Below are 13,970 nucleotides of genomic sequence, written 5' to 3'. Positions count from 1 at the left end.
GATGTAATTTTGTTTGTTTCGATCAGGAAAGAAACGTATAATAAAGAGGAATTAGTCGAATGAAATGGAGCAGATAACATGGTACAATCATTAAACACAAAAGTTGATTTAGTTATAGATGCGACGGCATTTACAGGATTAACAGATTATGGACAAATTATGATAGGTGACCGCGGGTTTGAATTTTACCATGCCAAAGATCCACGTAAGTTTATCCAAATTCCGTGGGAAGAAGTCGATTACGTGTTGGCTTCAGTAATGTTCAAAGGAAAATGGATTCCTCGTTATGCGATTCAAACCAAGAAAAATGGGACGTATACGTTTGCTTCAAAAGAGCCGAAGCGAGTGTTACGAGCTATTCGTGAATATGTTGACCCAGATCATATGGTCCAATCTTTGAGTTTCTTTGATGTCATAAAAAGAGGGATTCTCTCGATTGGGAAAAAGAAAAAATAATTTATAACTGTTACTTTTTTATAAACTAGATGAAAAAGTAGCGGTTTTTTTGTGGGAAAACGAGGGACTTATTTATACAAAAAAGGCACAATTGTGCACCAAAAAAGAGACAATCAAGTGATACGTTGTTTTTAATGGAGTTATCATTGAAATGGTTTTCAGAAAGCACGATGAAAATATTTGACACCTTGTAAAATAGTAGTAACATAATAAGTGTAATAAATTATTTTATAGAGGAGTGAGTGTCATGGAACAACGACAACATCATGGAATGGACTGGGGTTCATTAGTATTAGGAATTCTATTTGTTCTGACTGCATTAATTTCTTTCCAAAATCCTGCCGGTAATTTAATTGCCATTGTGATGGTTTTTGCGATTTTTGCTATTATTAAAGGGATTTTCGAAATTTTTGTACGTAATCGTATGAAAGAATTGCTAGGCTACAAAGCTTATGCACCGATCATCTTAGGGATTATTGATATCCTCATTGGTGTTTACTTATTGTTTAACTTAAATATTGGTGTCGCTGTGTTACCATTTGTTTTTGCAATTTGGTTTTTATTCGACTCAATTTTCGGCTTATTTACTTTAGATTTTGCTAAACGAGTAAGCACAGGTTACTTCTGGTTCACATTAATTGTTGACGTTTTAGGGATTATCTTAGGTGTAATGTTATTATTTAATCCATTGTCTTCAGCACTAACTTTAAGCTTCTTAGTTGGCTTCTACTTTATGATGTTTGGTATTAGTAATATTGTATATGCTTTTAGATAAAAGAAGTAAAAAAACAGGTTTTCCGAAAAGGAAAACCTGTTTTTTTTTAATAACGACGGCGGCAGTTGCCATTATTTCCCGAAATTGTTCGAACAAGCCACACGATAATCGCTACGGGAACTAAAATTTTTACTGCTAGCCACAATAAGCTTCCCACGATACCGACAACGGCACTAAAGAGTGAACCGACAACTAAAAATAAAAGGACCACTAAAAGAATATTTATAAACATTGGTCGTTGATTATTCATACGTACTACCTCCAAATTTTTCCTGTTTTCTATATACAGAGTATAGCAAGAAAGCGCAACAAACACCTCCATCGGAAGGCTGATTTTTTTCTCTGGCGAATGATGGAGCCGCTGTTGGTTATTTTGGACTTTCTTATTGAAATAATCAGAATATTCTGGTGTATAATTATAAAAAAGGATTTAAAGTGAGGGATTGGATGACGACTGAGGGATTAATCGCTTTGTTAGAAAAGAAACGAAATGATTTAAGTAAAATTGAAAATCAAGTACTGGATTATATTTTGACGCATATGACGGAAATTAGTTCACAAACCATTTATGAGGTGGCGCAGGCGTTGTTTGTCTCAACAGCCACTATTTCTCGAACGGCAAAACACTTAGGTTATCGAGGCTTCCAAGAATTAAAATACGCAATCGTCCAATCGGTGCAGAGCGAGAGCACAGAAAGCGATAGTCGTAGTTTTCAAGCTATTACGCAACAGTTGATCGCCAATGTGCAAGACAGTTTTCAACAAATGGATGAAGCCAAAGTCGCGGAAATGCTTAAAATGATTGAGCGTGCGAATACGATTGAAGTGTTCGGTGTTGGTGGCAGTTTTCCTATTTGTACTGATTTTGCACGAAAGCTAACATTTTTAGGAAAAAAAGCCTATGCACGATCTGATTGGGATGAACAAGCGGCAGCAGTTAAGAATCTGGATGGACAGGATTTAGCCATTTTTGTCAGTTATACAGGAGAAACTAAGGGGATTTTAGCGTATGCACGTGTAGCACAGGAACAGCAGGTGCCGATGATTAGTTTGATTTCGACTAAAGGAAGCACCTTGGAAAAATTGTCGACGACGACGTTATTTGCCAAAGGGACGACACGTTATCATCAGCGCGTGGATTTAAGTTCAAGAATTGCTGTCATTTGTTTGTTCGATACGGTTTTATTAATGTACGCAGAGGCAAAGCAACCGCGGTAATTTTATGCAACACCATACTAAATGATGTAAGGGGATACAGAAAAAGTGTAGCCTCTTTTTTCTTTGTTTTGGGCTAGTTATAATGAGGGCAATGAATGTAAACGCAATCATTTTTAGTTTTGTAAAGAATGAATGGAGGAGTTAAGAAATGGCAGTAAAGAAAAAGAAAGCGACTTTCTGGGAGTTTTTCCAAGGATTAGGTAAAACGTTTATGTTGCCAGTGGCTTTATTAGCTTTTATGGGGATTTTGTTGGGATTAGGAAGTTCTTTTTCCAGTGAATCCATGATTGAAACGATCCCGTTTTTAGGAAAGCCCGCAGTAAAAATTATTTTCCAATTTATGTCGACAATTGGTGGTTTTGCGTTTGCCTATTTACCTGTCATGTTTGCAATGGCCATTCCGTTGGGGTTAGTTCGGAAAGAAAAAGGAATTGCTGCGTTTTCAGGTTTCGTAGGCTATACGGTGATGAATTTAGCGATTAATTTCTATTTAGTGCAGACGAATCGCCTCGTGGATCCTGAGCAGTTGCGGGAAGCCGGCCAAGGAATGGTTTTTGGGATTCAAACGATTGAAATGGGCGTTCTTGGTGGAATTATCGCTGGGCTTATTGTCTATAAGTTGCATAATCGATTTTATACGGTGCAACTACCAGATAGTTTTGCCTTCTTTTCTGGCGCACGGTTTGTACCAATTATTACTTCATTAGTGATGGCATTCGTGGGCTTAGTAATTCCGTTAGTTTGGCCACTTTTCGCGCTAATGATTATGGCGATTGGCCAACTTATCCAACGTTCTGGTATTTTTGGGCCTTTTCTGTTTGGATCAGGGGAACGTCTACTGTTGCCGTTTGGGTTGCATCATATTTTGGTTTCCATGATTCGTTTTACTGAAGCAGGGGGTTCAGCGGTGGTGGCTGGCAAAGAAGTGTTTGGTGCGTTAAATATTTTCTATGCAGAATTGCAAAATAATTTACCGATTTCACCAAGCGCAACAGCTTTCTTGTCACAAGGGAAAATGCCGACCTTTATTTTTGGCTTACCAGCGGCGGCGCTTGCGATGTATCATACTGCAGCTCCGGCGAATCGACATAAGATTAAAGGCTTACTCCTTTCGGGTGTGATTGCAACGGCTATCACTGGCATTACAGAACCAATTGAATTTTTATTCTTATTTATTAGTCCATTATTATGGCTGTTTCATGTCATTATGACTGGTCTAGGTTTCATGGTAATGGCTTTATTAGGTGTTGTGATTGGGAACACTGATGGCGGGCTACTGGACTTTGTTATTTTTGGCTTGTTACAAGGAACTTATACAAAATGGTGGTGGGTTCTCATTGTCGGCGCTATCTGGTTTGTTGTTTATTATTTCGTCTTTAAAACAGTCATTGTAACCTTTGATTTAAAAACACCTGGACGAGACAAGGTCTTAGATGAGACTGAATATACCGATCAAGAAGTTCAATATAAGAAAACGGGTGGCTATGATGCTCCTGGGATTTTAGCGGCTTTGGGTGGGCAAGAGAATATTCAAGCTATTGATAATTGCATTACGCGTTTACGTTTAGTGTTAGCAGATGCTAATAAAGTAGATGATGACAAATTAAAGCAATTAGGGGCTTTAGGCGTTGTACATTTAGATGCGCAGAATGTGCAAGTGATTATCGGAACCAAAGTGACAACGGTCCGTAATCAATTAGAGATGATTTTAGGTTAGAAAAAAGACAGAAGGTGAAGAGTGTGTCGTTTGATAAAGCAATTGATCGACGAGGAACGTATTGTACACAGTGGGATTTTGTAGAAGACCGATTTGGGGAAGCGGACTTGCTTCCCTTCACTATTTCCGATACGGATTTTGCTGTGCCAGAGGCAGTTCTGGCAACATTACAGGAGCGTTTGAAACATCCCGTATTTGGCTACACGAGGTGGAACCATCCGCAATTAAAAGAAGCAATTCAAACGTGGTACCAGACAAGATTCCAGACGAAGATTGAAGAACACTGGATTATGTATACCCCGACTGTTATCTATGGTATTTCTGCTTTGATTCAATTATTGACTAACGAAGGGGAGGGCATTATTTTACAAACACCTGCCTATGATGCATTTTTTAAAGTTATTCAGGAAAATAAGCGGCAAGTAGTGGCGAATGAACTGCTTTATCAAGAGAAGCGCTACAGCATTGATTTTATTGATTTAGAAAAAAAACTAGCGCAACCAGAAAATCGCTGTTTGCTTTTATGTTCCCCGCATAATCCAACAGGACGTGTTTGGGAGCAATGGGAATTAGAGCGAATGGTTTCATTGTGCCAACAGTATGATGTGTTTTTACTTTCTGATGAAATTCATATGGATATCGTTAATAAAGGCCATGTTCATCGACCAATTACGCAATTTGGTTATAAAAAATCTGCCATTATTACCAGTGGCACGAAAACCTTTAATTTTCCAGGGCTGATTTTTGCTTACGCCCTAATTCCAGATAACGAATTACGTGACGCTTTTCAGCTCAAATTAAAAAATGCCGATGGTCTATCATCAACAAGTATTTTGGGAATGCTAGCAACCATGACGGCCTATCAAAAATGTGGTACTTGGGTGGACGAGTTGAATGATTATTTAGCGGAGAACCAACGTTACGTGAAAGATTTTTTACAGACATATTTGCCAAAAATTAAAGTGACGGAGCTGGAGGCAACTTATTTAATGTGGTTGGATGTATCAGCGGCAGTTCCAGATGTGGCCCGCTTACAAGAGGCTTTAGTTTCTGTGGGGAAAGTCGCCATTATGGACGGCTCGATTTATGGCGGTAATGGGCAACGATTTTTACGGTTAAATATTGGCTGTTCGCAAGCAAAACTACACGAGGGACTTGAAAGGATGCGTCAAGGTTTTGAAGCTGTTTTACAAAAGGATGGCACAGCATCAGCGCTTAGGAATAATTGAGAAAAGATAGCATTCCGAAAATGGTTGCAGTACAATGGAAAAATAGAAACAAATAAAATAACAAAAAGTAACAACTTGTCATTTACTGGGGGAAAAGAAATGAAAACAATTAAAACGAAGCAAGCACCACAAGCAATTGGGCCATATTCACAAGCAAAAATTGTGAATGGTTTATTGATTACTTCTGGTCAGATTCCACTGGATCCTGAAACAGGCAAGGTGGTTGGGACAACGATTAAAGAACAAACCAATCAAGTACTGAAAAATATTCAAGGGATTTTAACAGAAGCGGGTAGTGATTTTGCTCATGTAGTCAAAACGACATGCTATTTACAAAATATGGCGGATTTCGCGGCATTCAATGAAGTCTATGCTGAGTATTTTAGTGCGGAATATCCTGCACGCACAACGATTGAAATCTCTAAATTACCGATGGATGTGTTGGTGGAGATTGAGATTATCGCAGAAGTAGTGGCGTAAAAAATACAGTTAAAAGAGTGAGAAAAAATCGTCTTAGATTTTTTTCTCACTCTTTTTTTTTCAATAAAACAATACGATTCAGCCAAAATGTCTAGCCGTGCTGGAAAATTTTCAGCAAATAGGCTACCATGGAAGAAAATCGATAAAACGAAAGTTAAATGAATAGAAAAGAGATATGAAAGAGGCTATAAGATGAAAAAAAATATTAGCCAACTAACGCAGTGGTTGAAAGAACACAGTTTATTATTGAAACTAATTTTTCTTGGTTCTGTATTAGTTTTCGTGGCTAACCAAGTGACACATATCGCTCAAGGCATGACCTGGGCGGATATTTTTTCCACGATGGAACAACAAAGTACGGGGCGTTTAATTGGCATGGTCTTGGCAGGACTGTTAGGGGTTATTCCAATGCTCCTTTATGACTATGTAGTCGTTAAGTTATTGGAAAAAGAAGGTAAGCCACCAATGAAACGAATGGATTGGTTAACTTCGGCTTGGGTCACCAATACCATTAATAACTTAGCGGGTTTTGGCGGTGTGGTTGGGGCAACGCTACGGATTAATTTTTACGGAAAAGATGTACCACGGGGCAAGGTTGTAGCAACGGTCTCAAAAGTTGCTCTGTTCTTGATTTCAGGGTTATCTATTTTATCTTTTGTGGCGTTTGTTGATTTATTTTTTATTCGAACCCAAAATGTTTTTCGTGAATATTGGGTTTGGTTATTATTGGGCAGCCTGATTGCGCCAGCGCTCTGGTTTTTCACGTATTTAAAACGGCGAACATTGTTTAAAACATTTTTTCCAAAAGCGGTGCTCCTATTATTCGGCGCTTCATTAGGTCAATGGCTAGGTGGGATGTTTGCTTTCTTGATGATAGGTCGCTTGATGCAGGTGCCAGTTTCGATGGTTTCTGTTTACCCAATGTTTGTTATCGCTACGTTAATCGGTATGTTAACCATGGTTCCTGGTGGTATGGGAACGTTTGATGTCTTAATGATTTTGGGCTTGTCACAATTAGGGATTGATCGATCACAAGCGGTCGTCTGGTTGTTGTATTATCGTTTGTTCTATTATGTGACGCCTTTTATGACAGGAGTTATTTTGTTCTTGCAACAAGCAGGCATGAAAGTTAATCAATTTTTTGATAATTTACCTCGGTTATTTTCACAAAAAGTGGCGCATTTTATTTTGGTGGCGGCGTTATATTTTGCAGGAATTATGATGGTTCTATTGTCGACTGTGACGAATTTGTCGAATGTCAGTCGTTTATTCCAAGTGTTACTTCCCTTTTCTTTTAATTTTTTAGATCAAACATTGAATTTATTTGTAGGATTCTTGTTATTAGGTTTAGCTCGAGGCATTTCTATGAAAGTGAAAAAAGCTTATTGGCCTACAATTATTTTACTAGGATTTTGTATTGTAAATACGGTGGCACGAACGACTTCGTGGCAGTTAATTGCTGTTTATGCTGTTATTTTATTGGCGGTTATTTTGGCTCGTAAAGAATTTTATCGTGAAAAGTTTGTTTATTCATGGGGCGCTTTAACGGTAGATAGTATTTTGTTTGGCTGCTTGTTTATCGGTTATGCGGTTGCTGGCTATTACGCCGCACGACCAGCTGGTGGCAATCAAGTTATCAATCACTTTTTGTTGTTTCCGTCAGATGATGTTTGGTTTAACGGATTGATTGGTTTAAGTATTTCCTTGATTGGTTTATTCTTTTTGTATCAATATTTAGCCGAAACAACTGTTACTTTAGGTGAGGGGTTTGAGGAAGCGCGGTTGACACGCTTTTTGGAAAAATTTGGTGGCAACGAAGGCAGTCAATTTTTATATTTAAAGGATTATGGTCATTTTTACTACCAAGAAGAAGGCGAAGATCAAGTACTTTTTGGGTTTCAAATGAAGTTTAATAAATGCTTTGTCTTGGCGGATCCGATTGGGCAACGAGAGAAATGGACAGCGGCGACACTGGCGTTTATGGATCAAGCTGATTTGTTAGGTTATCAATTAGTTTTTTATCGTATCTCGGAAGAATATGTTATGAATCTTCACGATTGCGGCTTTGAATTTATGAAAGTTGGGGAAGAAGGCTTGATTCAATTTGATGAGCCGTCAACAGTGAATCAAACAGCCTGGACGGAAACAGTGACTGAAAAAATAGCAGCAGAAGCAGCGGATTTTCAGTTTGAATTTTATCCCGAAACGATTAGTGATGCCTTATATCAAGAGTTAGAACGAGTTTCTGCGGACTGGTCACGGAATCAAAAAGAGCGCTACTTTATTGGTGGACGGTTGGATCCCGAGTACTTGAAATGCAGTAGCGTGGGCTTGGTGAGACAGAAACAAACGGTCATCGGTTTCATTACGGGAAAAGAAATGGAAAAAGGCAAAAGTATTTCGTATGATTTGTTACGTATTCGTTCAGACGCACCTGCTTTTACTAGAGAATATTTGTTCACTCATTTTATTGAAACCTATCAACAGCAGGGCTATCAATTAATTGATATTGGGATGGCGCCGTTGGCTAACGTAGGGGAGAGCAAGTACTCTTTCTTAAAAGAACGCTTTGTTAATATTTTTTACAAGTATAGTTATCAAATTTATGCGTTTCAAGATACACGCAAGCGCAAAGAACAATATGTCACTAGTTGGCAACCTCGTTATTTTGCTTATCCTAAGCGGACCAGTGTACTCTTTGCTTTTGTGCAACTTTCCTTGTTGATTACGAAAGGAAGACATCAAAGTGTTTCGCTTGTGGAAGAAGCAATGACTGAAATTTAAAAAAATCACGCGATGACTTAGCCATCGCGTGATTTTTTATTTGTCTTCTTTTTTACGGTTTCGTCTAGCAGGAATCAAGGTTACGTAGGCAACGAAACCACCAGTACATAGAACGAATAACACGATGCCAGGAATCAATCCTTCTGGTAAATAAGAGAACTGAATAGTATGGGTTCCAGCGCTGACAGGAACGCTTAGAAAGGCATCTTTAAAGGCTTTTGGGGTAACTTTTTTGCCATCAATTTTGACACGCCAACCTTTGTCATAAGGAATTGTAGTGACGAGTACTTGATCTTTGTCGGCGGTAAAGGTACCTGAAGCAGAGCGTTTGCCAGTGGTTAAATCAACGCCTTTTTCTTGCACGGCGGAAATGGCTTTTTCAAATGCATTGGTATTTAAACCAACCACTTGCGGCTGAACAAAACTTACTGCTTTGGTTCCATAAAAACTTACTTTGAAGTTAACAGTTGTATCTTTGGGATAGTAACCTAAATTATAATATTGGCCAGTAATGCCAATTTGTGATTGCTGACTTGAGCCGTTCACGGTGACCGTCGCAGTGGAACTTTCCAATTGAGCAAAATCCGTTGGGAATAAACTCAAATAAGCTTGCGTATTGGCGGGCACATTGACTGTATAAGAAATCTCTTTGGCTACGTTATGTTGTTTCTCCGTAAAAGTTACACCAGCTGTATTTTGCGTAATTGTCACGTTATTTTGAAGCGTCATCGTTGGTTGATAAAAGGTAAAATACCGTTCATTGGTATTGGCTAAAGCATTTAGTAAATTTGTTTGACTACCTAAATTATCATTGAGAGGTTGCCGGACATTGTAAATCTCTTTGTCTGCTAAAAATCCTAACGGCAAAGCATTTTCGTTACGATAAAGCTGATATTTACCAGCAGCAGCTTGTCGCTCAAAGCCGAATTTCATTGGATTGTTTTCAGCAATATTGTATTTAATGCCCATCAAAGCATCCATTAACAAGGTATTATTTTGGTAACGAATATTTAAATTCGTGCCTCGCGAGCGGAAACCTAAGGCGTTTAGGTATGTTGAAGAATGTCGGTTCCGCACGGAAGAAAACATGCTAATGCCACTGTAGCCATAGTTAATGCCGTCATTGGCCGAAACACCATTTAAATTTTCCAAGCGGTAAAAGGTATCATTTTCTTTTTTTGTTTGATCGACTAGATTTTTTAAGTCAGGATAAGGCTCAGAATACAAGCTGCGTGATGCGTAGTTCCAATCATCTAAAATACCAGTGACCATCGCCCGTGTATTAATGATTGCTTCACCAGAAACGAGCAGCAATAACAAAATCACTAAGTATTGCATAGGCGCTTTTTTCAATTGATAAAAAGCAATTCCGAAAAAGTATAATAGTAAAAAAGTTGCCGTTAATACGAAAGAGGTTAAAGTCACATACGTATAACTAGTAGCACCTTTTGTGCCCATTGCAAGAGCAAAAATTGCTAAAAGAATCAAAATCAAGCCGCTTAAGATGCCGAGATCATCCTTTTCAAATTTCTCCCAACCATAACCAGCAAGCAAAATAACTAGGAATGAAAAGAGGAAACTATAGCGGAAAAGAAACATGTTCGGCGCATGCATGCCGTGCCAGAATAAATTTAAGGGCGTGATGTAAAAGCTAGCAATCAATAGGACAAACAAACTGCCAAAAAGTAGTTTGTTTTTCAATGGAACTTCTTTCGTAACGAAATAGAAGAGACAAAAAATCAAAGGCAACAACCCAATGTAAATAAAAGGAATGGACCCATATTTGGTTGTATCGTAAACGCCAATCATATTTTTCATAATAATATCTAAAAAGGCAGTCGCTTCTGTTTTAAAGGTTGTAATTTCAGAAAGAGTTTCACCATTGGTTCGTAAATCTAAGACAGCAGGTAAAACCATAATCATGGATGCTCCACCAGCTAAAAGAGAAGTAGTAAAATACGCAACGATTCGAGATTTATATCGTTGCCAGTCTGTAAACGTTCGTGCAAAATAGTACAGGAAGGAAAACAACCCAATCATAAAGCCAAAATAATAATTTGTAATGAAAAGCAAGAAATAACTGACAAACAATAATGTCGGTTTTCGTTGGTCCATTAAACGATGAATTCCTAAAATTACGAGTGGCAGATAAATAAAGGCATCCAGCCACATAATTAATTCTGAATGGGCCACAATGAAGGACATTAGCGCATAAGACACACTTAAAGTCACATGGGACCATTTAGGAATCTTAAAGGTTTGTTTTGCCAAGAACCAAAAACTCAAGCCAGCACTCCCAATTTTCAACAACGTTAGGAAATAGAGCGCATCAGGCATGTTTTGATTGTTAAAGAAAAAGACAAGCGGCGTAAATAAGCCACCAAGATAATAGGAAATTAAGGACAAGTAGTTTAGTCCCAAAGAAGCATTCCACGTATAGAAAAGACTTTGTTTTCCATGAAGAACATTGTTAAAGCTTGCGTGAAAATTTGAAAATTGAGAAAAGGCATCGCTGGCTAAAACACTGCGACTACTTCCTGGATAAATCCCAATACTCAAATAGATAATTGCCATAATTAAAAATGGAATGAAGAAACTGGCTAACATATAAGGCCAGTTGTTTTTTAAAAACTGCCTACTTTTATTTTTCATAAATAACCTCACCTGATTTTTCGAAAGTACCTATAGTTTATCATACTCTTTATTTGATGTACCAATAGAAGAAAAACTTTAAAATTTTATTAGGATCCTAAGGGTGGGGGGGGAACGATTTTCCTACACTCAAGCTAGCTTTTAGCAAGAGATTAAAAGACTCTCAAACGGTTATATGAAGTCGATTTTCCAATCACCACATCAAAAGACGAATATTCTCCGAAAAATTGCTGAAAACTCCCTGTGGATAACTTTGTGCATAACTCTGTTGAAAACCACAAAAAAGCTTTTTATCTCGGTTTATCCACAAGGATAAGTTTTCGAGTTGCTAAAAAAAATAGACGCAAGTTCAGAAGTCCTGCTTGCTAAAAGTAAAGGAATCCCTAAAGTTGAAAGAAGATGAAAACGTTATTAAAACAACGTTTTCATCTTCTTTTTTCTAGAATTTACAAAGATTTAATGTCGAACAAATAAGCATTGTGGAAAAGTTTTTTGGAAAAAATAAGAAATTTCATCCACAAAGTTTTCTGTGGAGAATTTAAAAATGCTTGTCAAGCTTTTTTTGAAAAAATGTGGATAACTTTTTAAAGACACGCTTTTTTCCATTTGCGAATTTGCGTTCGGAAACTAGTAAAAGGGGCAACGCTATTAATGTGAATCCATTTCCAAAGAGGCCATTGTGCTTTGGTGGTCGCCCAAGCCCGTTGTTGAGGTAAAAATAATTCGTCTTCGGAAAGCGAGTCAATCCAATGAAGTAATTTTTCTAAGGTGTCTTGCAACGCAATCAGCTGACTTTCTAAACTCATTTGTCCATAGGTTTGATAAAATGATTGATAGAGAGCGCCCAGTTGATTCCATTTATAACCTTCAGCTGGCGTTTGAACGGTCAGACCACGTTGTTCTTGTTCTTCCCAAGAAAGCAGCAAGTTGAGCCAACCTAATTGATAGGCTAAGTTCTCTGAAGGTGTTTTAGCTACTGTTTCAATTCGGTGATCTTTAAGTGTTTCAGGAATTTCTGCAAATTCAGCTAAATATTTTTGTGAAGCTATTTGAATGGCCTCAATCAAGGCTTCTTTTGATTCATAGGTTCGCATTCTTCGGCTAACGTCCTTTCTTGGTAGGATCTGCTTGTTTTTCTTGAGTAATTTGAGTGACTAAACCAAAAGGATCTTTCACAATCGCATAAAATGTTGCAAATTCATTTTCAATTGGTTCTTGGATAATACAGGATTCGGGATGGCGCGTGAGTTTTTCAAAAATTGTTTTGGCAGAGTGACGGCTATTGACGGTTAAGCTTAGGGTCAATTGTTCTGTGGGCGTGGTATTCATTCCTGCAAACAAAGGATTATCAGCTAGTTGTAATTGAAAAGTGTCCATTTGTAAAATCGAGTGAGAAAGCCAGTGTTCTTCGCCAGCGGGAATGGTCAAAGAAGGATTTAAACGCTCTTTAAATTCTTGATTAGTAATTTTAAAAAGAATATCACCAGCAAAGGCTTCTTGGTAAAACGTCAAGGCTTCCGTTGCTCGTCCGTTTAAGACCATAAAAAGGGCAAATTGTGTTTTTTTCATTGTTTGAACCTCCTAAGATTGATAAGATAAGCATAACAATAAAAGGTGTCAAAAAGTGACACCGATGGAGGGGAAAATGAAAAAATCAGAACGTTTAAATCAGGAACTTTTTTTCTTGAGAACCCATCCTCAGTTTAATTTAAATCAGTTAATGAAAACTTTTGGGATTTCTAAAAGCACAGCTTTGCGGGATATTGAAGCTTTGGAAAATTTAGGCGTGCCGCTATATGTGGAGAATGGTCGTTATGGTGGCTATCGAGTTTTAAACAAACCGTTGTTGCCGCCGATTTATTTTAACGAAAATGAAGTGTTAGCGATCTTTTTTTCGTTACAATTACTGAAATTAGTCGCAGAGTCACCGTTTGGTCATTCCTATCAGCAAATTAAGCAAAAATTATTGCATTCTTTAGATGAACCAACCCAATTTAAAATTAGTCAAATGAGTAAGGTCGTCTATTACGAAGGAATTGAACAAGTAGAAGCACCAGGCAATTTAGAGCAGCTGTTTCATTGTATTTTGGCGCAACAAGTAATTCAGTTTAACTATACCAGATATGAAGCAACAACGAAAAAAATCTTACCAACCCGGTTAACTATTTTAGAAGGGTATTGGTATTGTTCAGGCTATGATGTGACTAAAAAGGCTTGGCGTACTTACCGCTGTGATTTTATGGAGGCTATTCAGCAGTTAAACCAAACACTGGATTTTACGACTGAAGAATTGAAAGAATCGTATCGCCATCAACAAACGACGGCACGTACGATTCCATTTAAAGCAATCATTACAGAAAAGGGCAAAGAATTTTTTTATAAACATCGCTTTGACAATATTCAGTTGGAAGAAACGCCCACGCAGTGTTTTTTAGTTGGACAGATTCATCCAACAGAAACACAATTTTTAGCCAACTATTTTATGGGCTTTGGTGAAGAAGTAACAATTTTAGAGCCAGTCCAAGTGAAACAAGCGTATGTAGAAAGTATAATGAGGATTCAAAAAAAATATCAAGAATAGATTGTGGGACTGTGAACAATTCCATGTGTAAAAAGGCACATTGGAGAAGAGAAAGAAAAACCCTTAATTTTTAAATCA

Annotated in this window: 12 protein-coding genes; 8 read left to right on the top strand and 4 right to left on the bottom strand. The window is 37.7% G+C overall.

The window, feature by feature from the left end; genetic code table 11:
* The first annotated feature begins 78 nt into the window (after window positions 1-78).
* Together AB3I34_RS09960 and AB3I34_RS09955 are read left to right on the top strand one after the other, a co-directional pair.
* The gene (locus AB3I34_RS09960) at window positions 79-456 is read left to right on the top strand and encodes a DUF956 family protein (RefSeq protein ID WP_002356033.1); all 378 of its coding nucleotides are present in this window, start codon (window positions 79-81) and stop codon (window positions 454-456) included.
* A gap of 247 nt (window positions 457-703) precedes the next feature.
* Complete coding sequence (locus tag AB3I34_RS09955) at window positions 704-1,231, top strand: HdeD family acid-resistance protein (protein ID WP_002356034.1); 528 nt, start codon at window positions 704-706, stop codon at window positions 1,229-1,231.
* A gap of 46 nt (window positions 1,232-1,277) precedes the next feature.
* Here AB3I34_RS09955 and AB3I34_RS09950 read toward each other — a convergent pair whose 3' ends face one another.
* Complete coding sequence (locus AB3I34_RS09950; RefSeq protein ID WP_002381332.1) at window positions 1,278-1,481, bottom strand: hypothetical protein; 204 nt, start codon at window positions 1,479-1,481, stop codon at window positions 1,278-1,280.
* Window positions 1,482-1,678: 197 nt separating this feature from the next.
* Between AB3I34_RS09950 and AB3I34_RS09945 the strand changes: the two genes are divergently transcribed.
* The 5 genes from AB3I34_RS09945 (at window position 1,679) to mprF (ending at window position 8,659) form a co-directional block, all read left to right on the top strand.
* Window positions 1,679-2,449, top strand: a complete 771-nt coding sequence (locus AB3I34_RS09945; protein WP_010711865.1) for a MurR/RpiR family transcriptional regulator — start codon at window positions 1,679-1,681, stop codon at window positions 2,447-2,449.
* A gap of 148 nt (window positions 2,450-2,597) precedes the next feature.
* Entirely contained in the window at window positions 2,598-4,166 is a 1,569-nt protein-coding gene (malX, locus tag AB3I34_RS09940; protein WP_002378674.1) for a maltose/glucose-specific PTS transporter subunit IIBC, read from the top strand.
* A 14-nt stretch (window positions 4,167-4,180) separates the two neighbouring features.
* Window positions 4,181-5,395 carry a MalY/PatB family protein gene (locus AB3I34_RS09935; protein WP_025189266.1) on the top strand — a complete coding sequence of 405 codons (1,215 nt, stop codon included), beginning with the start codon at window positions 4,181-4,183 and terminating at the stop codon, window positions 5,393-5,395.
* Between the two features lie 99 nt (window positions 5,396-5,494).
* A complete protein-coding gene (locus AB3I34_RS09930) occupies window positions 5,495-5,875 on the top strand; it encodes a RidA family protein (RefSeq protein ID WP_010711867.1) in 381 nt (126 codons plus the stop codon).
* Window positions 5,876-6,067: 192 nt separating this feature from the next.
* Window positions 6,068-8,659, top strand: a complete 2,592-nt coding sequence (gene mprF, locus AB3I34_RS09925; RefSeq protein WP_002370602.1) for a bifunctional lysylphosphatidylglycerol flippase/synthetase MprF — start codon at window positions 6,068-6,070, stop codon at window positions 8,657-8,659.
* A 36-nt stretch (window positions 8,660-8,695) separates the two neighbouring features.
* On the opposite strand, the gene AB3I34_RS09920 is transcribed toward mprF, so the two are convergent.
* The 3 genes from AB3I34_RS09920 to AB3I34_RS09910 form a co-directional block, all read right to left on the bottom strand.
* Complete coding sequence (locus AB3I34_RS09920; RefSeq protein WP_010711868.1) at window positions 8,696-11,311, bottom strand: YfhO family protein; 2,616 nt, start codon at window positions 11,309-11,311, stop codon at window positions 8,696-8,698.
* Window positions 11,312-11,895: 584 nt separating this feature from the next.
* A complete protein-coding gene (locus AB3I34_RS09915) occupies window positions 11,896-12,405 on the bottom strand; it encodes a ClbS/DfsB family four-helix bundle protein (protein ID WP_002356044.1) in 510 nt (169 codons plus the stop codon).
* Window positions 12,406-12,412: 7 nt separating this feature from the next.
* On the bottom strand, window positions 12,413-12,880 hold the full coding sequence (locus AB3I34_RS09910; RefSeq protein WP_262231399.1) for a VOC family protein: 468 nt from the start codon (window positions 12,878-12,880) through the stop codon (window positions 12,413-12,415).
* Between the two features lie 64 nt (window positions 12,881-12,944).
* Between AB3I34_RS09910 and AB3I34_RS09905 the strand changes: the two genes are divergently transcribed.
* Window positions 12,945-13,892, top strand: a complete 948-nt coding sequence (locus tag AB3I34_RS09905; RefSeq protein WP_002389777.1) for a YafY family protein — start codon at window positions 12,945-12,947, stop codon at window positions 13,890-13,892.
* Window positions 13,893-13,970 lie beyond the last annotated feature (78 nt).

Origin of the sequence: Enterococcus sp. C102(2024) (genome assembly GCF_040888205.1) — a bacterium.
Taxonomy (GTDB): Bacteria; Bacillota; Bacilli; order Lactobacillales; family Enterococcaceae; genus Enterococcus; species Enterococcus faecalis.
Note: the sequence above shows the minus strand (reverse complement) of the source record. Positions and strands in the feature narration are given on the sequence as shown.